Annotated in this window: 22 protein-coding genes; 13 read left to right on the top strand and 9 right to left on the bottom strand. The window is 61.8% G+C overall.

Going from position 1 to position 26,104, the window contains the following annotated elements; all coding sequences use genetic code 11:
* Positions 1-34 precede the first annotated feature (34 nt).
* The 7 genes from AC4CWH_RS18830 to AC4CWH_RS18800 all read right to left on the bottom strand — a co-directional run bounded on the left by AC4CWH_RS18830 (position 35) and on the right by AC4CWH_RS18800 (position 7,695).
* Positions 35-1,537: a tripartite tricarboxylate transporter permease gene (locus AC4CWH_RS18830; protein ID WP_491321886.1), complete on the bottom strand. Its 1,503-nt coding sequence runs from the start codon at positions 1,535-1,537 to the stop codon at positions 35-37.
* Positions 1,537-2,190 carry a tripartite tricarboxylate transporter TctB family protein gene (locus AC4CWH_RS18825; RefSeq protein WP_491321885.1) on the bottom strand — a complete coding sequence of 218 codons (654 nt, stop codon included), beginning with the start codon at positions 2,188-2,190 and terminating at the stop codon, positions 1,537-1,539. The genes AC4CWH_RS18830 and AC4CWH_RS18825 overlap by 1 nt, the downstream gene beginning before the upstream one ends.
* Before the next feature lie 27 nt (positions 2,191-2,217).
* A complete protein-coding gene (locus AC4CWH_RS18820; RefSeq protein WP_491321884.1) occupies positions 2,218-3,105 on the bottom strand; it encodes a Bug family tripartite tricarboxylate transporter substrate binding protein in 888 nt (295 codons plus the stop codon).
* Between the two features lie 135 nt (positions 3,106-3,240).
* Positions 3,241-4,089: a fumarylacetoacetate hydrolase family protein gene (locus tag AC4CWH_RS18815; protein ID WP_491321883.1), complete on the bottom strand. Its 849-nt coding sequence runs from the start codon at positions 4,087-4,089 to the stop codon at positions 3,241-3,243.
* Between the two features lie 42 nt (positions 4,090-4,131).
* On the bottom strand, positions 4,132-5,709 hold the full coding sequence (locus tag AC4CWH_RS18810; protein ID WP_491287598.1) for a bifunctional 3-(3-hydroxy-phenyl)propionate/3-hydroxycinnamic acid hydroxylase: 1,578 nt from the start codon (positions 5,707-5,709) through the stop codon (positions 4,132-4,134).
* A gap of 34 nt (positions 5,710-5,743) precedes the next feature.
* Positions 5,744-6,637, bottom strand: coding sequence for a VOC family protein (locus AC4CWH_RS18805; protein ID WP_491322334.1), 894 nt, complete (start codon positions 6,635-6,637; stop codon positions 5,744-5,746).
* Between the two features lie 5 nt (positions 6,638-6,642).
* On the bottom strand, positions 6,643-7,695 hold the full coding sequence (locus AC4CWH_RS18800; RefSeq protein ID WP_491321882.1) for an amidohydrolase family protein: 1,053 nt from the start codon (positions 7,693-7,695) through the stop codon (positions 6,643-6,645).
* Between the two features lie 122 nt (positions 7,696-7,817).
* Between AC4CWH_RS18800 and AC4CWH_RS18795 the strand changes: the two genes are divergently transcribed.
* From AC4CWH_RS18795 to AC4CWH_RS18765, 7 genes are all read left to right on the top strand, one after another.
* Complete coding sequence (locus AC4CWH_RS18795; protein ID WP_491321881.1) at positions 7,818-8,561, top strand: GntR family transcriptional regulator; 744 nt, start codon at positions 7,818-7,820, stop codon at positions 8,559-8,561.
* A gap of 378 nt (positions 8,562-8,939) precedes the next feature.
* Complete coding sequence (locus AC4CWH_RS18790) at positions 8,940-9,440, top strand: RNA polymerase sigma factor (protein WP_491287603.1); 501 nt, start codon at positions 8,940-8,942, stop codon at positions 9,438-9,440.
* Between the two features lie 113 nt (positions 9,441-9,553).
* Positions 9,554-10,570 carry a FecR family protein gene (locus tag AC4CWH_RS18785; RefSeq protein WP_491321880.1) on the top strand — a complete coding sequence of 339 codons (1,017 nt, stop codon included), beginning with the start codon at positions 9,554-9,556 and terminating at the stop codon, positions 10,568-10,570.
* A gap of 389 nt (positions 10,571-10,959) precedes the next feature.
* The gene (locus tag AC4CWH_RS18780) at positions 10,960-13,476 is read left to right on the top strand and encodes a TonB-dependent receptor (RefSeq protein WP_491321879.1); all 2,517 of its coding nucleotides are present in this window, start codon (positions 10,960-10,962) and stop codon (positions 13,474-13,476) included.
* A 69-nt stretch (positions 13,477-13,545) separates the two neighbouring features.
* Complete coding sequence (locus AC4CWH_RS18775) at positions 13,546-14,301, top strand: hemolysin (protein ID WP_491287608.1); 756 nt, start codon at positions 13,546-13,548, stop codon at positions 14,299-14,301.
* Positions 14,302-14,310: 9 nt separating this feature from the next.
* Positions 14,311-16,155 carry a type I secretion system permease/ATPase gene (locus AC4CWH_RS18770; protein ID WP_491321878.1) on the top strand — a complete coding sequence of 615 codons (1,845 nt, stop codon included), beginning with the start codon at positions 14,311-14,313 and terminating at the stop codon, positions 16,153-16,155.
* Positions 16,142-17,446 carry an HlyD family type I secretion periplasmic adaptor subunit gene (locus AC4CWH_RS18765; protein ID WP_491287611.1) on the top strand — a complete coding sequence of 435 codons (1,305 nt, stop codon included), beginning with the start codon at positions 16,142-16,144 and terminating at the stop codon, positions 17,444-17,446. Before AC4CWH_RS18770 ends, AC4CWH_RS18765 begins: the two co-directional genes overlap by 14 nt.
* Before the next feature lie 188 nt (positions 17,447-17,634).
* Here the strand turns inward: AC4CWH_RS18765 and AC4CWH_RS18760 are convergent, their stop codons facing one another.
* Positions 17,635-18,534, bottom strand: a complete 900-nt coding sequence (locus AC4CWH_RS18760; RefSeq protein ID WP_491287612.1) for a LysR family transcriptional regulator — start codon at positions 18,532-18,534, stop codon at positions 17,635-17,637.
* A 150-nt stretch (positions 18,535-18,684) separates the two neighbouring features.
* On the opposite strand from AC4CWH_RS18760, the gene argH reads away from it, so the two are divergent.
* From argH to AC4CWH_RS18730, 6 genes are all read left to right on the top strand, one after another.
* Positions 18,685-20,145 (top strand): argininosuccinate lyase, encoded by a 1,461-nt coding sequence (gene argH, locus AC4CWH_RS18755; RefSeq protein WP_491321877.1) that lies wholly within the window; start codon positions 18,685-18,687, stop codon positions 20,143-20,145.
* Positions 20,142-21,014 (top strand): amino acid ABC transporter permease, encoded by an 873-nt coding sequence (locus AC4CWH_RS18750; protein WP_491287616.1) that lies wholly within the window; start codon positions 20,142-20,144, stop codon positions 21,012-21,014. The genes argH and AC4CWH_RS18750 overlap by 4 nt, the downstream gene beginning before the upstream one ends.
* Before the next feature lie 9 nt (positions 21,015-21,023).
* Complete coding sequence (locus tag AC4CWH_RS18745) at positions 21,024-21,794, top strand: amino acid ABC transporter ATP-binding protein (protein ID WP_491287618.1); 771 nt, start codon at positions 21,024-21,026, stop codon at positions 21,792-21,794.
* A 79-nt stretch (positions 21,795-21,873) separates the two neighbouring features.
* Positions 21,874-22,701, top strand: a complete 828-nt coding sequence (locus tag AC4CWH_RS18740; RefSeq protein WP_491321876.1) for an ABC transporter substrate-binding protein — start codon at positions 21,874-21,876, stop codon at positions 22,699-22,701.
* Positions 22,702-22,802: 101 nt separating this feature from the next.
* A complete protein-coding gene (locus AC4CWH_RS18735; protein ID WP_491321875.1) occupies positions 22,803-24,194 on the top strand; it encodes an MmgE/PrpD family protein in 1,392 nt (463 codons plus the stop codon).
* An 11-nt stretch (positions 24,195-24,205) separates the two neighbouring features.
* Positions 24,206-25,084 carry a polysaccharide deacetylase family protein gene (locus tag AC4CWH_RS18730; RefSeq protein ID WP_491321874.1) on the top strand — a complete coding sequence of 293 codons (879 nt, stop codon included), beginning with the start codon at positions 24,206-24,208 and terminating at the stop codon, positions 25,082-25,084.
* Between the two features lie 113 nt (positions 25,085-25,197).
* Here the strand turns inward: AC4CWH_RS18730 and AC4CWH_RS18725 are convergent, their stop codons facing one another.
* Positions 25,198-26,100, bottom strand: coding sequence for a proline iminopeptidase-family hydrolase (locus AC4CWH_RS18725; RefSeq protein ID WP_491287623.1), 903 nt, complete (start codon positions 26,098-26,100; stop codon positions 25,198-25,200).
* Positions 26,101-26,104 lie beyond the last annotated feature (4 nt).

The following is a 26,104-nucleotide window of genomic DNA, read 5'->3' as shown; positions in this document are numbered from 1 at the left end:
GGCTCCAGATTCCTGAGCTGCGATCCGGCTGGACCTATTCCGCAAACACCTCTTCTCGCCCCCTTCGGATGTTCGGGACGATGGCGACCGCGAGCAGGATGAAGGAGACCGCAAGCAGCCCGGCGCTGATCGGTTCGGTCACGAAGGTCGTCAGCGACCCGCGCGACAGGATCAGGGCCCGGCGCAGGTTTTCCTCCATCAGCTTGCCCAGCACGAAGCCAAGCAGCATCGGCGCAGGCTCGAAACCGCAGCGGATGAGAATGAAACCGGCAAGTCCGAACAGGCCGATGAAGAGAACATCAGTAACCTGCGCATTGATCGAATAGATGCCGATGCAGCAGAACACCAGGATGGCCGGAAACAGCAGGCGATAGGGAACCTGCAGGAGCTTCACCCAGAGGCCCACCAGCGGCAGGTTGATGACGAGGAGCATCAGGTTGCCGATCCACATGGACGCGATCATCCCCCAGAACAGCGAGGGGTTGCCGGTCATGACCTGCGGGCCTGGAATGATCCCCTGGATCGTCATGGCTCCGACCATCAGTGCCATGACGGCATTGGCGGGAATACCGAGCGTCAGGAGCGGGATAAACGAGGTCTGCGCACCGGCATTGTTGGCCGATTCCGGCCCGGCAACAGCCTCGATGGCACCCTTGCCAAAGCGGCTTGGATCATCGGCGAGCTTCTTTTCCATCGCATAGGAGGCAAAGGGCCCGAGAATCGCCCCGTTGCCGGGCAGGATGCCGAAGGCAGACCCCAGCAGCGTGCCGCGCAGGATCGGCGCAAGCGACTGGCGCATTTCCTCACGGTTCGGCAGCAGGCGCCCGATGGTGGCGCGCACCAGGTCACGGTCTTCCGGCTGTCCCAGATTGCGCAGGATTTCGGCAATGCCGAACACACCCATGGCAAGCACGGCAAAATCGATACCGTCCCAGAGGAAGGGCTGGCCGAACGTCATGCGCTGGTCGCCGGTTTCGAGGTCGGTGCCCACGGTGGAGAGCAGCAGCCCCAGCATGATCATAGCGAGCGCCTTGACGATCGAGCCGCCGGCCAGCACGACGGCGAAGATAAGGCCCATTACCATCAGCGAGAAATATTCGGTCGGCCCGAACAGCAGGGCAGCCTTCGTGAGGGGCGCGCCCAGCGCCGCAATCAGCATCGTCGCAACGGTTCCTGCAAAGAAGGAGCCGATGGCGGCAATGCCGAGCGCAGCACCTGCGCGCCCACGCCGGGCCATGGCATGACCATCGAGCGCCGTGACGACGGAGGTTGCCTCCCCCGGGATGTTGACGAGGATCGCGGTGGTCGAACCGCCATATTGAGCGCCATAATAGATACCCGCCAGCATGATCAGCGCGCCTGTGGGATCAAGGCTGAAGGTGACGGGCAGCAGCATGGCAATTGTCGCCACCGGCCCGACGCCGGGCAGCACGCCGATCAGCGTTCCCACCAGACAGCCAACAAAGGCAAGCCCGAGATTTTGCAGGCCAAGAGCGACCGAAAAGCCAAGCGAGAGATTTGCAATCAGCGTGTCCATCAGTCTTTTTCCCTCGCATCGCCAACGTCAGATCGCGTGCTGCTGAAGAACAGCAGCGCCGCAACGGCCAGCATGGCGGCCGCCGATGCCCGCAACATCGCCTTTTGCGACCAACCGTCCGGGAAAAGCGCCATGATCGAATCCGGCAGCATGGGAATGGTGAGGTTCAGGAGATCCCCGAACAGGAGCATGCAGGCTGGCGTCAGCGACAGCGCAAGGATCACCAGTTCACGCAGACGCGCGTCACGGGTGGCAAAGCCGCAGATGACGATCGAAAGAGGTGCTGCGACGATCAGACCGAAACCGGGAAGCGCGACCGATCCCAGCGAAAGCGGCCGGATGGTGGCGGCAAAGGTGACAATCGCCAGAATGATAAGAGCCGGACCGCGCAACGGCAGGCGCTCCAGCACCAGCCCGCGATGGAAAAAGGAGGAGGCCGCAACAAGCGCGCCCAGGATGCCAAGCCCGACGGCGAGCACCCGCGGCATCAGGGCCGAGCCCATGGCCGTCAGCGAGCCGGCATCGAGATCGCGGAGCAACCACAACGCAAGCGCTGCGATTGCCACCAGGCTCAGGCCGCCCACAAGGTTTTGCGACACGCGCACCGGGCTATCCGGTGCGGCGCTGCCGGGCTTATTGTCACGCTCGCGCATGGAGCCTCCTCCCTTCCCGGTTGCAGATCAGTTCGGCTCGATGCCGAGCGACTTGATCACCGTGCCGGTATAATCAAGCTGTGCAGCGAGAAACGCCTTTGCGCCCGATGGGCTGACAGGCTCGCCCTTGGCAAGCTCGAAGCCCAGCGTGGGCGCCCGTTCCTTGACGTCAGGCTCGCTCAGCGCCGTGGCAATCGCCTTGCTCATCGTATCCAGGATGTCGGAGGGCGTGCCGGCCGGCGCCATCACCATAAACCAGCCCTGCAGCTCGACGCTCTTCAGCGTCTCGGCAATGGCGGGCACATCGGGCAGCGTCGAGATCCGCTCGTTACCGGCGACCGCAATGGCGCGCAGCGAACCATCCTTGACGAAGGGCTCCACGACTGACGCGGACTGGATCGTGACGGGGGTGCGGCCGCTGATGCTGTCCTGCACGGCGTTCGAAATGGTGTTGTAGGGCACCAGCACCATCTTCGTGCCGGCCTGCTTGTTGATCGCCTGTGCGATGAGGCCGGAAATGTTGCGGGGGCCGTCAACGGCAATACTGAGCGAACCGGGATCTGCCTTTTCCAGCGCGATCAGTTCGGAGAGATTGTTGGCCTTGACGTCAGGGTTGACGAGCAGGAGATGGTGGCTTTTAGCGACCATGGCAACCGGCACGAAATCCTTCACCGGATCATAGGACAGGTTCTTGATCGTATAAGGATTGGTGACGAGCGCAGCCGAGGTGGCGAAGACGAAGGTATAGCCATCATTGGCCGCGCGGGCCGCCGATTGCATGCCCACGACATTGGCCGCGCCCGGACGATTTTCCACGATGAACTGCTGGCCAAGCGCCCGTGAAAGCTTGTCTGCAATGATGCGGCACAGCACGTCCGGGCTGTTGCCGGCTGCCTGCGGAACAATCACGGTCACTGGTTTTTTCGGCCAGTCTGCCGCCGCTGCCGGTCCAAACGCGAGCAAGGCTCCCAAGCCCGCCAAAGTCACTCGTCTTGATAATTTCAGCATGTTTTCCTCCCGTTGAAATCAAGTGTCGTCTGCGCGCAGGCCTCACCCCTGCTCGTCGACGATCGGATTGCGCAAGATGCCGAGCCGGTCGATCTCGACTTCGACGATATCGCCCGGCTTCATCCAGAGCGGCGGCGTGCGCTTGGCGCCGACACCGCCCGGCGTGCCGGAGGCGATCACGTCGCCGGCTTCCAGCCGCGTGAAGCTCGAGCAGTATTCGATCTGGCGGGCGATATCGAAAATCATCTGGCCAAAGGTCGCGTCCTGCACCACCTCGCCGTTGAGGCGGGTCTGGATGCGCAGATCATCGAGCGGGCCAAGCTCGTCCGGCGTCATCATCCAAGGGCCGAAGGCACCCGTATCGGGAAAATTCTTGCCCGGCGTAAACTGATGCGTATGGCGCTGGAAATCGCGGATGCTGCCGTCATTGTAGCAGGCAAAACCGGCAACATGCTCGAGAGCGTTGGCGCGGGAAATATAGCGACCGGGCTTGCCGATGATCACCGCCAGCTCGCCTTCATAGTCCAGGTTGGTGGAAACCTTCGGCCGGATGATCGGCTTCAGGTGACCCGTCTGGCTGTTGGAATAACGTGCGAAAATGGTGGGGTTTTCCACCTCTGCCCGGCCGGTTTCCTTGCGGTGCATCTCGTAGTTCAGGCCGACGCAGAGGATTTTATCCGGGTTCGGAATGACCGGCAGCCACTCGATCTCGGAGAGCGGCAATGCGTCAGCGGCAATCGCAGCTCCTGCAACACCGGCAAGGCCTTCCGTGACGGCGGCCTTCAGGTCAGCATACTGGCCGGCCAGAACAGCGCCGGCATCACGAAAGGTTTCGCCGTCGATCACGCCCCAGGTGGTGCGGCCGGCAATCTTTACGGTGGACAGTCTCATGAGGGTTACTCCTTCAAATGGGATGAGCGGATCCGGTGCGTCTCAGACGAGACGCGCGCTAAGATTCTCAATCTGTTGGCGAAGAGCATCGAGGTCGGCAGCGGCACCAAAGACGTAATGATCCGGGCGCACGAGCGCGGCGATGGCGCCATGCCGCTCAAACCAGCCGGCGAGCACGCCATGTTTTTCGCGCAGCGCCGCATCATCGGCGACATCCGCGCCCTCGGGTGCGACGGCAAGAACCGTCAGCCCCTCGATGGTGGCCGCCAGTGCCTTGCCTTGCGCCAGTGTGATCCGGCGACCGTCCAGCACCAGCCGCCAGGTCGGGCCGGTATAGTGATCAAGCAGCCGGCTTTCGCCACTCTCCACAATGGCCGGCTGCGGGAAGAGCAGGCCGCGCGCCGGCGTACCTTGCGCGGCAATCAGCCCCACTTCGATTGGCGGCACGATATCCTGGCGGGTGATGACCAGCGGCTGCCCGCCGCCATCGGCAAGAATGCGGGCATCGCGGGCTTCAGCTGCGTCAGCGTCACGCTCGCAGATGGCCTGACCGATGGCCTTGATCCGGCCCGTCAGCGTCTCGACATGGCGCTTGCGCTCCTGCGTGTAGGTTGCCAGCAGGCTTTCATGCGACTGGCCCTTGAGGATCCGGTCAAGCCGCCAGATCAGGTTCGACACATCGCGCAATCCCTGGCACATGCCCTGACCGATAAAAGGCGGCTGCTGGTGGGCGGCGTCGCCGGCAATCACCACCCGGCCCTTGGTCCAGTCATCCGCCACCAGGGCGTGGAAGCGATAGGCGGCGGCGCGCCACAGTTCGCCATCGTCAGGTGCCAGCCATGGCGACAGAAGCCGCCAGACATTTTCCGGCAGGGCCATTTCCCGCGGATCTTCACCCGGCAGAAGCATGATTTCCCAGCGGCGATGGTTTTTCGGCCCCATGATGAAGCTCGCAGGACGGGCGGGATTGCAGAACTGCGCAGAGGTCTGGGGAAGCTTCGCCAATCCCTCGTCACGGACCAGCACGTCGATCACCAGCCACGGCTCATCGAACACCAGATCCTCCAGCGTGATGCCGGCAAGGTCGCGCACGCGGCTCGATGCCCCGTCACAGCCGATCAGGTAGCGGGCGGCAACCTTGCGGGTCTCGCCCGAGGCCTCCTTCAGCGTCGCAACGACCTCGTCCTTGCGGATATCGAGGTCGATCATCTCGACGCCGAGTGAAACGGTGACGCAATCGAAACTCTCGGCATGGGCGCGCAGCACCGCCTCAACCGGCGGCTGGGTGAAAACCATGCTTGGCGTGTAGCCGAGCGGATAAGGCTCCGGCACCATGTCGATGCGGCGGATAAGCTGGCCCTTGGCGCCAAAATGCTGCGAGGCGGTGAAGGGCGCGATATAGGGCATCACCTCATCGGCAATGCCCATATTGTCGAAGTGGCGCAGGATCTCGTGGTCGATCGCGATGGCGCGCGGTTTGTCATAGATGTCGGTCAGCCGATCCACGACCAGGGTGGAGTGGCCGCGCGCGCCCAGCATGCCGGCTGCAACGGCACCGGCGGGGCCGAAGCCGACCACCAGCACATCATAACGGTCTAGAATGGAAGTCTCGTTCGTCACGGATCAAGCCTCTGCGATGTGAAAGACGGCGGCCTCAGGCGCCGGAAAACCCGATGGAAATCTGCGCCTTCTTGCAGGCCTCGCTTTTGGGCGGCGCAATGCCCCAATGGTCTGTCCGGCCGGGCGGCCACACCCATTCGTCCGGCCCCTTCACGCGGTAGGTCTCATCCACCTGCAGAACTTCGGCCGTGTATTCGATGACGACCCCCATCGGATCGACGAAATAGGCAAACACGTTGTCGCCGGGGCCGTGGCGGCCGACACCCCAGCCGATCGGGAAACCTTGGTCGACAACGAGGCCGGAGCCGCGCATCACCGATTCCAGGTCCGGCATCAGGAAGGCGATGTGGTTTAGGCCGTGTGCGGCGGTATCGGCCAGCACGACGGCATGGTGATCGCTGTTGCAGCCAAGGAAGGCCATCATCTTCGACCTGTCCGTCAGGCGAAAGCCGAGCACCGTTCGGTAGAAGGCGGAGAGCGCGTCGATATCGGCGCTGTTGATGTTGACATGCGCCAGACGCAGCACCCGGTTCGGCACCATATTGGCGTGCCGGCGGCGGTCGCCATGCACGAATTCCAGAACCGAACCCTGTGGCTCGCGGATGACGAACCGACGTCCGCCGGTCAGCGGATCGGCCGCACCAGGCTCGCGCAGCACCGTGCAGCCAAAGGCCACGGTCTTTTCATAAAGAGCGGCAAGATCGTCCGCCGAGCGGGCGCGGAAGGTGATCTTGCCCAGTTCCGAGCGATCGCTCTGCTTCAGTTCCAGCACATGGCAATCATCACCGGTCGCGGCCAGGAACACCTTGTCTCCGGCTTCAGCGACCTTTTCCAACCCCCAGACGCGGGTGTAAAAATCCACCGATGCCGCCAGATCCGGCGTTCCCAGTTCGACGCTGCGCAGGGCAGTCACCGGAAAATCGTTCATGTCCATCAAATCTCCTCCTCCAGTGCAAGGAAGGCCAGCGCGTTGCGGAACGTCAGCCGTTCGCGCTGGGCAGCGCCATCAAAAGCCTGTTCGATCCGGGCGATCGGCGCCTTCTCCCGGAAATTGAAAGGGTAGTCCGTGCCGAGCATCACCCGGTCCTCGCCGAAGACGGAGACGATGCGCTTCAGCATGTCCTCGTCGAAAACAAGAGCGTCCACGTAGAGCTTGCGCGCCTCAGCCACCGGCGTCTCCGCCAGGCTGTCGCGCACGGCCGGGAAGGCATGGTAGCCCTGTTCGAGACGTGGCAGCAGGGCTGCAAATGTTCCGCCACCGTGACTGAAGGCAATGCGCAGTCTGGGGAATTTCTGCAAAAGCCCGCCGGTGATGACGGAGGCGGCTGCCAGCCCCACATCGGTCGGATAGGCGAGGATCTGCTGCAGGGGAGCAGGGCCGACCAGCCGATCCATGCCAGTGGGGCGCACCGCATGCACAAAGATTGCAGCACCCAGCCGTTCGGCTTCCGCAAAGAAAGGATGGAAGTGCGGATCGCCAATAGTGGTGCCATTGATATTGCTGCCGATCTCGACGCCCCGAAACCCGGGCAAGGCCATGAGCCGCTGGAGTTCCACAATGGCGAGATCGATATCCTGCATGGGCAGGCCACCGAGGCCAACGAAACGCCCCTGCCCTTCCTGCACCATTTCGCCGATGACGTCGTTGACGTGACGGGCAAGATCGGCTGCCGCATGCGCTTCGATCCAGTAGCCGAAAAGCTCCGGCATGGGAGACAGCGCCTGAATGGCAAGGCCGGCGCGATCCATCTCCTCGATCCGCCGCTCGGCCACCCAGCAGGCATCGCTGACCGTGCGGTAGGGCTTGTCATCGATCACCACGGTTGCGTGGCAATCCTGAACCGCGGTTATCGCGGGCCAGCCGGCCAGCGGCTTTCCGCCCGGCGCCGGCGGAAAGCGCGACGGCACCACATGGCAATGAACGTCAATGCCGACGCAGCCGCAACCACTTCTGAAGCGCCCCGCCCTGTTGAAGCCCTCACCCATGCCCATCTCCTCCGATGGCCATTTGGTAATGTACAAACTTTCTTTCGTAAAGACATAATTTATAAATTTTGCTTTTCATCCTGCGGGTGTATATAAATCTCGGAGGAAAACGGTGGAGCCACATGAACATCGACGTGCCGACCAAAGGGGCCGACAGTCCCGCCACGCGGGCAACCAGCATCTATGAGCGTCTGAAATCCGATATCCTGTCGGCGGCGCTCGAGCCGGGCCGCAAGCTGCAACTGCGCTTCCTGATGGAACATTACGATGCGGGCCAGACGCCGCTGCGCGAGGCGCTGAACCGGTTGACGACCGAAGACCTGGTGATCGGCAAGGAGCAGCGCGGTTTCTTTGTCAAACCGATCAGCCTGGAGGAACTCGGGGAACTGACGAAGACGCGCTGCTGGGTCGAGGGGCTGGCCCTCAGGGAATCGATGGCCAATGCGAATGCCGCCTGGGAAGAGGCCCTGCTTGTGGCGCATCACCGGTTGGAGCGTGCGCCGCGCTCGCTCAATCCCGATCGTTTCGACAGCAATCCGGAATGGGAGCGCCTGCACCGGGCTTTTCACGCAAAGCTGATCGACGGCTGCGGATCACGTCCGCTGATCGGCTTTTGCGAACAGCTGGCAGACAGGCTGAACCGCTACCGGGCGCTCTCCAGCCGCAAGGCGTTCCGGGTCAGAAAAGTCAGCCAGGAACACGCCGACATCTTGAAGGCGGTGCTCGATCACGACACCGAAGAAGCGGTGCGCCTGCTGCAACGCCATTACGGTCAGACGGCAGACTTCATCCACGAGGATCTGGTCTCGTCGCAAGCCGGCAACATGGAGCAGCCAGCCGCATCTCTGGTTCCGCCAACTTCTTAAAAGCCCGAACGGGCCGAAAAGGCGCTCGCATGCGAACAGGTTCTTGAGTATTTTTGACAGTTCAACACCTAACGGTGTCTGAACTGAAGTCGGATCCTTTCTGGCCTTTTCTGACGTTGCGGCAAAGCTTGGACGCAAGGCGCCGCAGTTTCCCACCAAAGACATCTCTTGCGCAGGCGGATTAGCCAATCAAAGAACCGAAGCACAAACAGGCGTAAGGTCGAACATGTCATCCTATCTCTGCGCTGTCTGATGCATTGTCCCCTCAAATAATACTTGACTTCTTTCATCATGTATCATTTGGCTTCCGCTGGTTGCAGGCGCTTGCCGCACCAGAAGTTACGTGTAGTTTCCAGCATTTAAGCGTTCGGTCACGATATGGGCATGAAGGAAGATGATAGGCGATATCAGGCTTATCTCGCGCACCGCATCGATCTGATCAACTACGCGACGCCGATCCTCGGGTCCCGCGCGGATGCCGAGGATGTCGTGCAGGAGGCTTTTCTCAAATTCGTTCCTGAAGATGCGAACAATCCCGATAAACTGAAGCCCTATCTGCTGCGTATCGTGCGCAACCTGGCGCTCGATGTGCGCAAAAGGCGCCGATATGATCTGCGCGAGACGCCCGATGACACGCCCTTCTGGGGCCTGCCGCAGGACCATGGAAGTCCGGAAGACCATGCACTGTTGTGCGAGCAGATCCGTGGCGTGGAGGCGGTGTTGTCGCAGATGCCGGCCCGTACGCGCATTGCCTTGGAAATGCACCGTTTCGGCGGCTACCGGATGGAGGAAATTGCAAGCCATCTCGATATCTCGGTTCCAAGTGTACACAGGTTGATCAAGGCCGCGGTTGCGGAATTGGCCAACACAATGAAATGAGCGACCCGGGAATGCCCACAGCCGATGAAAAAAATCTTTGCGTCGATCGTCATTTAAAGGAGAACAAATGCCGGGGCGATGCAGCATGACGTACTGGAACAGGCTTGAGCCTCATGACTGTTGATTCTGACGGAAAGATCGAGGTTCCTTCGCAGGTCTTGGCGGAAGCGGCGGAGTGGCTGCTGCAACTGCAGGAAACGCCGCAGGATGAACGGGTGCGGGCAGGTTTCGAGGCCTGGCTGGCCGGTTCGGCAACCAACCGTCTGGCCTGGCAGCGCACGCAGCGCGCCTGGCAGGCTTTCGGCGAAACGCAACCGCAATATCGCGATCATTGGGAGCATGCTCCGCGCGCAGGCAGGCCGGCGGCTTCTGTGAAGCCAAAGGTGCGGCAGCGTTCCGCTTGGCGCTCTCGCGGCGGGCTGGCGGCGATGGCGGGCGCAGCCTTCTGTCTGTTCGTGGCTTTCCTGCCGACAATGCTCCTCCATCTGCGCGCCGACTACAGGACTGCGACCGCCGAAAGTCGCCTGGTCACCCTTCTGGACGGCAGTACGGTGCGGCTTGCAGCGTCAAGCGCCATCGCAACCGATTTTTCCCAGAACCGGCGCCAGGTCACTCTCCTGCAGGGACAGGCATTCTTTGACGTTGTGCCGGACCGGGCGCGGCCGTTTACCGTCGATGCAAATGGTGTGACGATCGAGGTTCTCGGCACCGCTTTCGACGTCGAGATCAACCAGAATCTGACAGCGGTCGCCCTGGAACACGGCAGTGTCCGGGCCTCTCTCGATGCCCTGCCACCGGCGGCCTCCGAAACGCTTGTGCCGGGAGAACTGCTGGTGGTCGATGTCAGCGCAAGGACGATGCACAAGGAGAGCATCGCACCCGATGACATCGGCAGCTGGCGTAATGGCCGACTTTACGTTGTCAACAAGACGATCGGTTCGGTGATCGAGCAGATTCAGCGCTATCATCCGGCCTGGATCACCATTCCCGACCCGGCCCTTGCCCGCCAAACCGTGACTGGCTTTTACGACCTGCGCGCGCCGGACCGGGCGCTCGAGGCATTGGTGGAACCCTATGGCGGAAAGGTTCACACGGTCTCTGATCTGGTCCGGATCATTACCCGCTTCTGACAGTGCCTTTTGAAGGAAATTCCTTCGTGATTTCAAATCAGTAGAAGAAATCGCGAAAAACCTGAAAAAAAATCGAACGACAATCGTCTCTTTGTTGAGTGGAAATATCAAGTATTCCACCGCCTACAACCAGGAGAGACGAGAGAATGATGCCGTGTCGTGTTCGCAGGAGACATCAGCAAGGATGGCGCAGGGGCTGGACCTGCCGGACGGCATTGCTGGCCACATCAACTCTTGCTGTTTTGTTTGGTAACGTCCCGGTTTCGGCTCAGACAGCATCGGCAACGACCGACTCGCAGCCGAAGTCGCAGGAAAAACGGTCTTTCAACATTCCTGTTCAATCGCTGGCTGGCGCCATCAGCGCATTCGGCCGCCAATCGGGATTGCAGGTGACGCTGTCGTCCACGTCCTCGGGCAGCCTTCAGACGAAAGCCGTCATCGGCAGTTTTTCGCCAGCGGAAGCTCTGGCCCGGATGCTGGAGGGGACCGGCATCAGCTACCGCCTCTCCGCAAGTGGCACGGCAGCTTTCATCGGCGCACCGCAGCCAGCTGCAGGCACAATGGCCGATGACGGATCGATAACCCTCGATACGGTTCTCGTCACCGGCAAGGCGGGACGGAATGCCGCTGCCGGAACAGGCTACCAGGGCACGCCGGATTGGGTCTACCAGGAACCGGCCAGCGTCAGCGTCGTGTCGCGCCAGGCGATCCAGAACGCGTCGGCACGCAATGCCCGCGACCTGCTGGCAAACACCGCAGGCGTACTGGTGTCTGGCGATAGCGGTCAGAACCAGGGGCTGAACGTCAATATTCGCGGTCTTCAGGACCAGAACCGCGTCGTCACGATGATCGACGGCGCGCGTCAGAATTTTCAACGCGCCGGCCATGGTTCCTCAGGTCTCACCTATGTCGATCCAGCCCTGATCCGATCGATCGAGGTTGAAAAAAGCAGCTCTTCGGGTGCGGGTGGCGCAGGCGCGCTGGCCGGTTCCGTCAACTTCAGGACGCTTGAGGCGGATGACCTGATCCGCGACGGCAAGCAATGGGGTGTCGAAACCGATCTGACGAGCGGCACCAACAAATATCATTTCTCCGGCTCCGGATCGGCCGCCGTGCGCCTGTCCGACGGTTTTGCCGTGGTCGGCGGCATCAGCCGCAAGAGACTGGGCGAATATGACATCGGCAAGAACGGTTCTGTCGGGGGGGACTGGGAAGACCTCGGGATGGACAAGCCGATCTTTACCGGATCGGAAACGACGTCGGGTCTCCTGAAGGCGCAGATGCAGCCGACGGACGACACGACGCTCGACCTCAGCTGGCTGCACTACCGTTCCAATTTCAGCCAGGGAACAGCCGACGCAACCACGTCAGGTGGTCGACGCGAAGACACCCAGGATGTCACCAACAACACATTCGTCGCGGCATTCGGCTGGGATCCGGACAGCGAGTTCATCGACCTGAAGGCGAGGCTCTGGCTGAACCGTGTCGAGGACGAGGAATTCAGGCCAAAGAGGACAGACGGCGTGGACGACGCCAATGTCAACTACGGCATGAAGACGTTCGGCGGCAGCATCGAAAACACCAGCCGCTTTGCACTCCCCTTCGGGGACCTGTCCCTGAACTATGGCATGGAGGCCTTCCGCGATCTCGGAAAGACCACCGTGACTGGAGCAGCCATCGAAGCCGACCCGAACCAGGCCCTGTGGTACAGCGGCTCAAACCCCTCCGGGCGGCGGGACATGATCAGCGGTTTTGCCAACGCCACGCTGGAGCATGACAACTGGCTGACGCTCTCCGGCGGTCTGCGATACGACTACTATCGCCTCACGGGGGCATCGACCGTTTTTCTGAAGCCTTACACCGAAACCGTATCGACAACGACCACGGTACCCGGAACCTGCACGGCCATTCCAGCGTCAGTTCTTGCCTTTCGCACCGCCGGAGCAGCGCAGTGGACGACCTACGTCAATGCTCAGACAAGGATCGGAAATACCATCGTCGGCGATACTCTTTGCCGTCCTTCGAGAGATGTTGTTACCACTGAAGATGTCATCCGTTACCCGACGCAGGACGTTGACGTCGATATCTCCGACAGTGCCCTGCTTCCCACCGCAATGGTGGCGGTCAAGCCTTGGGATGGCGTCCAGATTTTCGGTAAATATGCCCAGGGTTTCCGGCCGCCGACGATCATGGAAGCGCTCCTCGGCGGTTCACATGTAGGGTCATACGGTCCGGCCAATGCACCCAATCCGGGCCTTGGTGCCGAAACCGCCGATACCTTTGAGCTTGGCGTCAATTTTTCGCAGGATGGCGTCTTTCAGACCGGTGACAGCTTCCGCGCCAAAGCCGTCGCCTTTTATCGCGAGGTCGATGATTACATCGCCCTCGGCACCATTAACCTTGGGGCAACGCAATACGCCTCCTACGTCAATCTCGACGGGACAACCCGGATGCGCGGCGTCGAACTGGAGGGCAATTACGACGCCGGCGGTTATTATCTCGGCGGTTCGTTCACCTATACGAACGCGGACTATGCCTCCAGCTACACCTTTAATGGCACCACATACAACACAGGGCAGTATGTCATCTTCGGCGTCCCCAAATTCCGCTTCACCGCGGATGCCGGGGTTCGGTTCCTGGAAGAAAAGCTGACGCTTGGCGCCAAGGTCACACATGTCGATGCGCAAGAGCAGGAGGTCGGCACCATGCAAAGCCTGCTGAGCGCCTATGCGACCGACAGCTACACGACCGTGGACATATACGGTTCCTACGCCTTCAACGAAAACACGAAGCTGCGCTTTGCCGTGAACAATGTCGCGGATGTCGCCTACCTGCCGGCCTTGGGGGCTGCGAGCTACCCGGCGCCTGGCCGCACTGCAACGCTTTCATTGAACATCAGGTTCTAGCAATTCCATCCGCTTGTCGGAGGGAGGGTGTCCATCATGGCGATGGACGACAACACAAGGAGAAACGAAATGGTTGCAAAGATCTACCAGTATGCCGGTGCTGAAGACATCAAGGCATACCTGACGGCCTGGACGGCACTCGATCCGCTATCCGGTCACGGTGATTTTTATCCGGCTTCGACCCCTTATTCGCAATGGACGGGTGGCGATGAAGGCGGAAGCCGGCCGGTCGAATCCGTCCTGCTGGACGGATCGTTCAACTATCCCGCGAATGGTGGCTTCTCCGGCACCGTCGATACGCTGACCTTCGGCGAAGGCCTGTCGGGTGGCGGCAGCACCCCGTACAGCATTGATACCGTCGAACTCCTCATCGATCTCGGCGGGGCGACGCCGAATACCACCTTCAACTACGCCATCTATCAGCTGATGGGCACTGCGGGCACGGCATCTGCTGCGAGCCTCTACAGCTATCTCGGCGGTGTCGGCACCGAACAATATGGCACGAGCGGCAATGACAAGCAGTACAGCTTTGCCGGCAACGACCAGTTCACCGGTTATGCGGGCAATGACACGTTCGTCTTCACGGACAATTGGGCGACCGACGTTGTAACCGACTTCGGCACGAGCGCCGGAAATACCGATGTTCTCGACTTTACCGCAGTCACAGCCATCAGCGATGTGGATGACCTCGTCTACAGTTACAGCAATTGGGGGGATAGCAGCAGCGTCCTCACCATCACCGTCGGCACGAACGTTCTGACCCTCACCGGCTATGTCGGCTCGGACATCGTTGATCTGCAGGCCAATGGCCAGTTGCTGGCCTGAGATATAAACATGACGAACCCCTCAACGGTTCGGACGCCGTCGCAGCTTCGTGCTGCGGCGGTTGTCTTGCCCCTTCGGCGAACCATTCTCGGCATTGCCCTGATCAGCGGCGTGGTCAACGTGCTGGCGCTGACCAGTCCTCTGTTCATGTTGCAGGTCTATGACCGCGTGCTTTCCAGCGGCAGCGTTCCGACGCTGCTCGGTCTCGCTGTGCTTGCGGCGGGGCTTTATGCTTTCCAGGCCCTTCTGGACATCATCCGTTCGCGCGTGCTGCTGCGGATCGGCGAACGGTTCGACCTGCAGATGTCGGGACGGGTTCATGACGCCGTGGTGCGCCTTCCGCTTCTGACACGCATGCCAGGTGACGGCCTGCAGCCGCTGCGCGATCTCGACAATGTGCGCGGCTTCCTGTCCGGTCAGGGGCCGACTGCCCTGTTCGACCTGCCCTGGATGCCGCTCTATCTCGGCCTCTGCTTTCTGTTCCATGTGTGGATCGGCATGACAGCGCTTGTCGGCGCCATCGTTCTGGTGTCGCTGACGGCGCTCACCAATGTGTTGTCGCAAAAGCCGATCCGCGACACCATTGCCTCAAACATGGTGCGCAATGGCCTGATGGAAGCCGGTCGCCGGAATGCGGAAGTGGTGCAGGCCATGGGGCTCGGCCGCCGCATCGGAGCGCGCTGGAGCAAGGCCAATGCCGATTATCTTGCCGCCAACCGCAAGGCCGGCGATGTCGCCGGCGGCCTTGGCGGGATTTCGAAGGCGCTGCGTGTGATGCTGCAATCGGCCATTCTCGGTGTCGGTGCCTGGCTGGTCATCGAACAGGAAGTGTCGGGCGGCGTGATGATCGCCAGTTCGATCATGATGGGCCGGGCACTCGCTCCCGTCGATCTGGCCATTGCCAGCTGGAAACCCTACCTGATGGCGCGCCAGAGCTGGGAGCGGCTGACCGACCTGCTTGGAAAACTGCCGCCGGAAACACCTGTCACGGCGCTGCCAAAACCGGAACACGAACTGCGCGCTCAATCCATCGCAATCGCGCCGCCGGGAGAGCGCAAGCCGACCGTGATGGGACTGGACTTTGCCGTGCCGGCCGGCAGCGCGCTTGGCATCATCGGCGCCTCCGGATCCGGGAAATCGACATTGTCTCGCGTTCTCGTCGGCGCGTGGTCGCCAATTGCCGGCAAGGTGCGGCTCGACGGGGCAAGCTTCGAGCAGTGGGACCGACAAGCGCTTGGCCAGCACATCGGTTATCTGCCCCAGGGGGTCGAACTGTTCGATGGAACCATTGCCGAGAATATTTCGCGCTTCGATGACGATCCCGATCCGCAGGCGATCGTGGCAGCTGCAAGAACCGCCGGTGCCCACGAGCTGATCCTGCGCTTCGAAAAGGGCTACGACACGCCGATCGGAGAGGCGGGCTCCGCGCTGTCGGCGGGCCAGCGCCAGCGCATTGGGCTTGCCCGTGCGCTCTATCGCGATCCGTTCCTGGTCGTGCTGGACGAGCCGAACGCCAATCTCGACGCCGAAGGCGAGGCTGCCGTGGTAAGCGCCATTGCGTCCGTCCGCTCGCGCCGGGGCATCGCCATCGTGGTGGCCCATCGGCCAAGTGCCATCGGGGTCGTGGATCTGGTGCTCGTGATGGAAAACGGGCGGCAGAAGGCATTTGGACCCCGCGACGAGGTGCTGTCCAAAGTGCTGAAGGCAGCGCCGGCCTTATCGCCGACCGGCCGCAAGGGTTTTGCTGTCACGGGGCACGGATTGACACCGCTGCGCGTCGTCGCCGAACCCGCGCGACGGGCAGACGATCTCGAAGTGAGCCATGCGACGGAGGAGCCGGATGGGAAGCATTGAAACTGTGTCGCGCTCCATCCGCCGCCACCTGGCGATCGGGCTTTTCGCCAGCGTTGCGCTGGTCGCAGGCGTCGGCGGCTGGGCGGCGGCAACCAACCTTGCCGGCGCGGTTGTCGCGTCCGGGCATTTGGTGGTGGACAGCTATGTCAAGAAGCTCCAGCACCCGACCGGCGGCGTGGTGGGCGAAATCCGGGTGCGCGAAGGCGACAGGGTGAATGCCGGCGAGGTCGTGATGCGCCTCGATGCCACTCAGACACGCTCCAGCCTTGCCATTGTCACCAAGCGGCTGGACGAGCTTGCCGCACGCCTTGCACGGCTGGAGGCCGAGCGTGACGATCTCGACGGGATCACTTATCCTGATTGGCTGCTGGCCCGGCGTGACAGTCCCGATGTGACGTCCGCCATCCACAGCGAAACGCGGCTTTTCGAGTTCCGCAAGCAGTCCCGCGAGGGCAAAAAAGCCCAGCTTGCCGAACGCATTGCCCAATACGAATACGAGATCGAAGGGCTGAAGGCGCAGGAGACCGCCTATGCCAATGGCTTAAAGGTTCTGGAAGAGGAGATCGTGTCGCAACAGGGCCTGCACGAGCAGGGGATCGTTTCCGTCCAGCGTCTCAACAGTCTGAAGACCCAGGCGGCCACCTATGGCGGCGAGCGCGGCGAGAAGATTGCCTATCAGGCGCAGGCGCGCGGAAAGATCACCGAAACGCGGCTCCAGATCCTGTCCATCGACCAGGACCTCAAAACCGAGGTCGGACGCGAGCTTCGCGAGGTGCAGGCTCAGTTTGGCGAATATGTCGAGCGGAAGGTGGCGGCCGAAGACGAACTGAAGCGCGTCGACATCATTGCGCCGCAAACGGGCGTGGTACACCAACTCGCCGTGCATACGGTCGGAGGCGTCGTCAATCCCGCCGATGCCATCATGCTGATCGTACCTGAAGGTGACGACCTGGCGCTTGAGGTCCAGATCGCGCCACGCGACATCGACCAGATCCAGCCCGGCCAGCAGGCAGTGCTGCGTCTTTCGGCCTTCAACCAGCGCACCACGCCGGAACTGAACGGCCATGTCAGCCGCATCGCAGCCGACCTGACGAGCGACGAGCGGACCGGCGCCTCCTATTATCTCGTCCGCCTGTCGGTCCCCGAAGAGGAACTGGCGAAACTGAAGGACCTGACGCTGGTGCCGGGCATGCCGGCCGAAGCCATGATCAGGACCGGGGAGCGCACGGCACTCTCCTATCTCGTCAAGCCGCTCTCGGACCAGATCAACCGTGCATTTCGCGAGGAATGAGTGCTCGTGAAACATTGGGGTGTTCAAGACAGGATCGACATGCCGCTGACCGAACGGCAGAGCAAAAGGAGGCGGGCGCACAAGGCGCCTGAAGACAGAAGTGGGTCGCAAAAACCTGCCGAGATCGTCTCCCGGCTGGGTGGCGACATCCTGACGAGCCTCCTCTCCGGATGCCGGGATGGTCCCAGTTAATCCTTCACCATGCTGGCTTCCGAATGCAGCCATTGTTCGAAAAGCCGCATCGATTCACTTGGCAAAATGTTGGCCGGCTTGGTGAACCAGTAGCCATGGTCACTGCGGTAACCCAAGCCTCCAGGATTGACGAGGCGGCCGGCAGCAAGCTCATCGACGATCAGACCTTGCGGGATCAACGCCATGCCCTGCCCTGCAAGGGCCGCGCGGATCACCATCGTGTAATAGCCGAAACGCATGGTGTGGCGCACGTCCAGCCCGTGCAGTCCATTCGCCTGCACGAGGAACGGCCAATGGAACGGCGTCTGCGGATGCTCCAGCATCACACCCCGCGCTGCAGCTTCCACCGTCGCGGGATTTCCCAGTTTTTCCCAGTAGGAGGCCGCGCTGACCAGCCGAATGTCATTGCCGAAAAGATAGGTGCCTTCCTCGTCCGGGGCCGGGGCCACCAGAAAACGCACATTTCCATCGGGGATTTCGGTCTGTGTCTTCGACACGAAAGTCGTGAACTGCACCTCGATTTCAGGATGAGCCTCGGTGAACTGAACGAAGCGCGGCAAAAGCCAGCGATCGCCGAAAATCGGCGGCACCTGAAGACGAAGGACACGCGGGCCCGGCTTGAGGCGGGCGACCTTCAGGGCTGCATCTTCCATGGCCTTGATCGCCGTGCGGGCATGTTCGATGTAGATCGCGCCCAGTTCGGTTGGAACCATGCCGTTCGGCGTGCGCTGGAAAGCCGGGCCGCCGATCAGGTCTTCCAACCCGATCAACTGTTTGCTCACAGCACTCTGCGATAGCGCAAGCGGCTCTGCCGCAGCACTCGTCGACCCGCGTTCGCCCACAGCCAGCAGAACCTGCAGCGCCGTCATGGATGGAAATTGCTTGCGGCCAGACATTCTCACTTCGCCCGTTCAGTCGTTTTCAGACTAACCGTCCATGGCGCTGCTCGCTAGTCGTTTTCGGCATACCCCAATGAATTAACTTCGCTTGCCCAGTTTAGTGGCGCATGGGAGCGTTGCCTCAATATTAAACAAAAGGGAATAATCATGTCGGAGCCGACCCAACTCTGGGGTGGACGCTTCAAGTCCGGCCCCTCGGAGGCACTTGCCAATCTTTCGCGCGCACACCCCTCTTTCTTCCGGCTTTACCGGGAAGATCTCGCCGGTTCGCGGGCTCATGCCTCCGAACTGAAGCGCGCAGGCGTCCTCGACGAGGCCGAATTTACGACGATCCGGGAAACGCTCGACCACATCGAGGTTGATGTGGAGACCGGACGCGAAAAGCCCATCGCCGCCGACGAGGATATTCACACCTTTCTTGAACGCCTGCTGATGCAGCGGCTCGGTGTGCTGGGTGGCAAGCTGCGTGCCGGGCGCTCGCGCAACGACCAGACCTCCAACAACACCCGCCTTTATCTGCGCCGCATGGCGCGGGAACTGTCGCGCGGCATTGTCGAGATCGAACTGGCGCTCGTGTCGCAGGCCTCACGGCATTGCGAAACGGTGATGCCGGGTTTCACGCATCTGCAGCCAGCACAACCGATCGTCCTTGGACATCACCTCATGGCCCATGCGCAAAGCCTGCTGCGCGACCTGGAGCGTTTTGAGGATTTCGACCGTCGTTTCGACCGTTCGCCTTTGGGTGCGGCAGCCCTTGCCGGTTCCGGCATCGCCTGCCGTCCGGACCTGTCGGCCCTGGAACTCGGCTATAGCGCAGCCTGCGAAAACTCCATCGATGCGGTGTCGGCGCGCGATCATGTCGCCGAATTCCTGTTCATCTGCTCGCTTGTGACGATCAGCCTGTCACGCCTTGCAGAAGAGATCTGCACCTGGAGTTCCAAGCAGTTCAGCTGGGTGCGGTTGCATGATTCCTATTCGACCGGCTCCTCCATCATGCCGCAGAAGAAAAACCCTGACATTGCCGAGCTGACCCGTGGCATGACCGGCACGCTCATCGGCAACATCGCCGGTTTCCTTGCAACAATGAAGGCGATGCCGCTCGCCTATAACCGCGACCTTGCCGAAGACAAGCGGGCGCTGTTTGAAAGCATCGACATTCTCGAACTCATCCTTCCGGCCTTTGCCGGCATGGTCGAGACCCTGGAATTTGATGTGGCCAAGCTGCGCGAGGAAGCGCCGAAGGGCTTTACGCTTGCAACCGAAGTGGCGGACTGGCTGGTTTCGCAGAATGTGCCGTTTGCGCAGGCCCACGAGATCACCGGCGCCGTGGTGCGCTATTGCGAAGAGCGTGGCCATGATCTGGCAGGCCTTATCGAGGAAGACCTGCCCCGCATCGATGCACGCCTGACGCGCGGCGTTCTCGACGCAATCACGCTGGAAGGCGCGCTTGCCAGCCGCACCGGCTTTGGCTCGACCTCGCCGGCAAGAGTGCGCGAACAGATCGAGCGTTTCACCGGCGCGCTGGAAGCCAAAAAAGCCTTTGCGGGAAGCACGCTAAACCTGCCCGGCAGAGTGTCCGCGTCCGAGACCGCGCGAGGCGTCCGATGACCACATCCGCGCCTCAGCCCGCCTCCAGCGATCAGACATACGAAATCGCCCATCTGACGCTCGTTCCCAAACGCCATATCGGGCGCATGGTGGCCGCGGCCCTGGTTCTGGCCGCTCTCGCCGCCCTTGTGCGCGCCTTCAGCGTCGGCCAGATCGAGTGGTCTTACGTCCGCGACTTCCTCTTTGCACCGGCGATCCTGCAGGGGTTGCAGAGCACGCTGGTGATGACAGTGGCGGCCATGTCGCTCGGCATCGTGCTGGGTGTGGTCATCGCGCTGATGCGCGTATCGGGCAATCCGGTGCTGTCCTCCATCGCCGTCGGTTATGTCTGGATCTTCCGCGGCGCGCCGGCACTCCTGCAATTGATGATCTGGTTCAACCTGGCGCTGATTTTCCCAACCATGGGCATTCCGGGCCTGTTCGAGTTCCGCACCGTCGACATCATGACGCCGTTTGTCGCGGCCATGCTCGGCCTTGGCATTTCCCAGGGCGCCTATACGTCGGAAGTGGTGCGCAGCGGCCTTCTGTCGGTGGATAGCGGGCAATATGAGGCGGCCCGCTCCATCGGAATGACGCAGATGCTGATGCTGCGCCGCATCGTGCTGCCACAGGCCATGCGCGTCATGGTTCCGCCGATCGGCAACGAGGTGATCGGCATGGTCAAGCTCACCTCGCTTGCCAGCGTCATCCAGTATTCGGAAATCCTGCACAATGCGCAGATCATCTACTTCGCCAATACCCGGGTGCTGGAACTGCTGCTGGTCGCCAGCTTCTGGTATCTCGCGGTCGTCTCCGTCCTCTCGGTCGTCCAGCATTATATCGAGCAGTATTTCGGCCGCGGCAGCAAAGCCGTCAGCGCATCGATGTGAGGGGATGAGATGAGCAAGGAAATCGTTGTAAAGGCCGTGGACGTTACCAAGCTCTTCGGCACGTTCAAGGCGCTCGACAAGGTCAGCCTCGACATCGCCAAGGGGGAAGTCTGCTGCATCATCGGCCCGTCCGGATCCGGAAAAAGTACTTTTCTGCGCTGCATCAACCAGCTGGAAAAGATGAATTCCGGTGCGATCTGGGTGAACGACGAACTGGTGGGCTATCGCCGCGAAGGCAATAACCTGCATGAAATCGGCGATGCGGAAATGTCGCGGCAGCGCCGCCGCATCGGCATGGTTTTCCAGCGCTTCAACCTGTTTCCGCACAAGACGGCGCTGGAAAACATCATGGAAGGGCCGATCCAGGTTCTGCGCGAACCGGCAAGTGATGTGCGCAAGCGGGCGCAGGATCTGCTGGTGCGCGTCGGGCTCGGCGACAAGGGCGGGCATTATCCCTCGCAACTGTCCGGTGGCCAGCAGCAACGTGTCGCCATCGCGCGCGCCATGTGCATGCGCCCCGATCTGATCCTGTTTGATGAACCGACTTCGGCGCTTGATCCGGAACTCGTTTCAGAGGTCCTGGAGGTGATGAAGGATCTGGCCGCCAGCGGCATGACCATGATCGTGGTGACCCACGAACTCGGTTTTGCCCGCAGCGTCGCCAACACCGTCGCCTTCATGGAAGCGGGCAAGATGGTCGAGGTCGGCCCGGCATCTGAGGTTCTCGGCATACCCAAAAGCCCACGCACGGCCGAGTTCATCAAAGCCGTTCACGTCTGATGGCGAACGGGCCGGCCGAAACCGCCTTACGTCACACCCAATCCGCCAATCCAACCAGATTCCAACAAGGGGAACTTGCATGAAAACAGCTCTTATCACCCTCGCCGCAATTGTTGCCGCCACGGCGGTACAGGCCGAAGGCCTGCCGGACCGCATCAAGTCCGCCGGCAAGGTTATCGTCGCCAACCAGCCCAACTACCCGCCGATGGAATACAAGGACCCGGCCACCAACACGCTGATGGGGGTTGATATCGACCTTGGCGTAACGCTTGCCAAGCAGCTGGGCACAACCGTCGAATGGGCGGATATCGGCTTCGAGCAGATGATCTCGTCTCTCCAGACGGGCCGCGTCGACCTCATCCATAGCGGCATGAGCGATCTTCCCAAGCGTCGCGATACCCTCGATTTCGTCGATTACATGAAATCCGGCGCGCAGTTCTACACCTCCGCAGCCCGCGCTCAGGAGTTCAAGACCCCGGCCGATTTCTGCGGCAAGACGGTGGGCATGAGCCGCCGCACGTCCTTCCCGGATGAAACGGCAAAGTGGAGCGCGGCCAATTGCGAGGCCAAGGGTCTTGCCGCCATCAAGGTGGTGGGCACGGAAGGTTCGGCCGACGCGCGCGCCCAGCTGAAGCAGGGCCGCCTCGATGGCGCCGTGCAGGGTTCCGAAACGCTGCCCTACCTGATGACGCTTGAGAAGGATACCTATGCCATCGTCGGCGAACCGATCACGGCCGTCTACCAGGGCATTGCCTTCTCCAAGAAGGACCCGGAATTGCGCGACGCCTATGCCGCGGCGCTGAAAGCCATCATGGCTTCCGGCGAATACAAGGCGGTTTTTGCAAAACACGGTCTGGAAGGCACGATGCTCGACGGCATCTACATCAACGGCGAAGCCGTGAAGTAATCCGGGAAATCCCGCAACGACAATCCCGGGCGCAGCTGACCTGCGCCCGGGCTTTCTCCCGCAGTTGCGCTGCGGGCAGCCTGATTTCCCAAGGACATAGCATGAACCGTCTTCTTGCCGACGCGCCGATCGACAGGCTTGCGCGTTTCGTCTCGGCGCTCGATTATGACGCCATTCCCGAAGCCGCCGTCGCAAAGGCGAAAATCCACATTGCAGATACAATGGGTGTGGCCATCGCCGGTGCCCGTTCCGTCGAATTTTCCTTGGCGCTCAAGGCGATGCAGCCGGTGGGTGCCACGCGGATCTGGGGCGCCGGTCTTTTCGCCTCGCCGCGCGATGCAGCGCTGATCAATGGCGTTGCAGCCCACGCCTTCGAACTGGACGATTCCGGCGGCTGCGACCATTCGGGCGCGGTGATCATGCCGGCGGTGTTTTCCGCCTTGCAGGAGACGGGCGCACCGGTGAGCGGCAGGCGGATGATCGCCGCCGTTGTCGCAGGTTATGATGCCGGGCGCCGCATCCTTGAGGCAACGGGCGGTTATGATGCGCATAACAGTCTGGGCTGGCATTCGACCGGCACCTGCGGCACCTTTGCCGCAGCCGCCGCCGTTGCCAACCTGCTCGGCCTTGATGCCGCAGCGACCCGCGATGCCATGACGCTGGCGACAAGTTTTTCCTCCGGCCTCTGGGCCTTCATCCATGATGGCTCGCAGGCAAAGAAGCTGCATGCCGGCCGCGCCGCGGAAGGTGGCCTGCTGGCAGCACGTCTGGCGGCCCAAGGTTATGCCGGCCCCTCCCGCGTTTTCGACGAGGTCTGGGGCGGCTTCTTTACGTCGTTCAACAAATCCGCATGCCAGCCTCAGCTTCTGTCGGAAGGGCTCGGCGAGGTCTGGAAGGTCAATCGGGCGGTTCTGAAACCCTATGCCTCCTGCCGCGGTGCCCATTCCGCCGTCGATGCGCTGGAGGACCTGCTTGCCGAAACCGGCCGCGCGCCTGAAGACATCGCCCGCATCGGCCTTCGGATGAGCGGCATGCTCGCCGACATGTGCGGCGCAAAGGCAGCGGGCGCCATGGCGCCAACCCAGATGAGCCTGCCATTTGCGCTTGCCGCCCGGTGTGTCTTCGGCACCGCCGGCCTTCAGGCCTATACCGAGGAGCGGCGCAGCCATCCGGCTGTCAAAACGATGATGGAGCGGATCGACATTGCCGTTGATGCATCGATGGATGCCATGGCGGAGCCAATGGTGACCCTGACCTTCAGCGACGGCCCGATAGTCGAGCGGATGGTGCCGCGCGCCACGGGCTCTGCCGAGCGGCCGATGTCGCCGCTTGCCGTTGCCGTAAAATTCCGCGAGCTTGCCGCCATGAGCATGGCCGAAGACCAGGCGGAAACGCTCTGGCAGAGGCTCGGCCACCTTGAGGAGGTTGGCGACTGCATCGAGATCGAGGCGCGGATGGCCGGCCACGCCGACACGCTTCCTACTTTCCGCTGAAAGGCATCGTCATGACGTTTGATCTCACACCGCGTCCTCTCAACCCGGCCGCGAAGGCGCCGCAGATGGTCTGGCCCAACGGCGCGAAAAGCGCGCTGTTCATCGGCTTCGACGTTGACGCCGAAACCGCCTGGATCGGCAACAATCCCTCCAATGTCGACCGCATGGTCACCACCTCGCATGGCGGTTATGACGCGCGCGTCGGCATTGCCCGCATCCTTGGCCTGATGGACGAGCTTGGGCTGAAGGCGACCTTTTTCACGCCCGGCTGGACGGCGCTGGCGCACCGGGCCGAATGCGAGGCCATGGTGGCAGCCGGCCACGAAATCGGCCATCACGGATATCTGCACAAGCTTCCGGACCGGACAAAGCTGGATGAAGCCATGGAGGAAATCGACCGGGGTTTCGAGGCGCTGCAATCGGCGCTTGGGGTGCGCCCGGTCGGTTACCGCGCACCATCGGGGGAAAATTTCCCGGAACTTCTGGCCTATCTCAAAAAATCCGGTATCCGCTATTCCAGCTCCTTCCGCGATGACATCCTGCCCTACCGGCATGGGCCAAGCGATGGCGTGCCCGGCCCGGTCGAAATCCCGGTCAACTATGCCTTCGACGACTGGAACTTTGGCATGACAAGTCGCACCAGCCCGCGCGCGATCTTCGGGCGCGATATGATCCTGCCGCTCTGGATCGACGAGTTTGAGGCAACCCATGCCTGGGGCGGGGTGACGACGCTTGTGCTGCATCCGCAGGTATCCGGCCGGCCGATGCGCTGGCATCTGCTGCGCGACTTCCTGAAACATGTGCTTGCCCGGGGCGATGTGTGGATCGCCACCGGACGAGAAATCACCGACCACTTCGAGGCGCAGGAAGCGGCAGGCCTGTCGATCTGAACGACAGGCGGAGGACGAGCCGACCCCTTCCGGATGCCGCGACGGCACCGGAAAGGGCCATTTCCCGCGTAAAACCTGCCCGGCGGCAGGCGTGAAGGTCGGCGTCGCCGGCCTCAGTCATATGCCGAAAGAAAATCCGAGACCGTCTTCAGGCAAAGCTCCCGCTCCTCGACATGCGGCATGTGGCTCGACTGGTCAAACAGCACCCAGCGAATATCGGGAACGCGCTCGCGATAGGGGCGCACCACCTCCGGCGTCGCCTCGTCATGCGCGCCGGAGATCAGAAGCGTGGGCGCAACGATGCGGTGGAGCCGGTCTTCGATGGTCCAGTCCTTCATGGTGCCGATGACGTGGAATTCCGTCGGACCGTTCATGTTGCGATAGACGGTATTGTCCTCGTCCATGGCCGCAAAGGTGCGGGCCACATCCTCCGGCCAGGGGGTGACGCGGCAAACATGCCGGTCGTAGAAAACACGGGAGGCGGCGATATAATCGGGATGCGTCAGCGTGCCGGCTGTTTCATGGGCGAGCAGCGTTTCCTGCACCTCGGCGGGAAGCGCACGGCGCAGGCGGTTCGCCTCCGCCACCCAAGTGTGCATATTGGCCGGGGAGTTGGCAATGACCAGCGCCTTCAGGCCGGCGGGTTGCCGCACCGCATGTTCGGCGCCCAGCATGCCGCCCCAGGACTGGCCGAGGAAGGCGTAGCGATCGGCGATGCCGAGATGGGCAAGCAGACTGTCCAATTCCTCCAGGAACAGCGGCACCGTCCAGAAATCCGGCCCCTTGTCCGGCAGATGCGTGGACTTGCCGTTGCCGAGCTGGTCGTAATGGATGACGGCGCGCCCGTCGAGCGCGGCAATACCCTTGAAGCTGTCCACATAGTCATGCGTGCAGCCCGGCCCACCATGGGCAACGACAAGCGGCAGGCGATCGCTTTCGAGATTGCCGGTGATGCGATACCAGGTCTGGTAGTCACGGAATGGCAGGAAACCTTCGCGCGTTTCGACAGGTTGCACAGTG

Source organism: Neorhizobium sp. PAMB6716 (assembly GCF_058242805.1).
The sequence above is the reverse complement of the archived record's forward strand: the minus strand, read 5'-3'. Positions and strand labels throughout refer to the sequence as shown.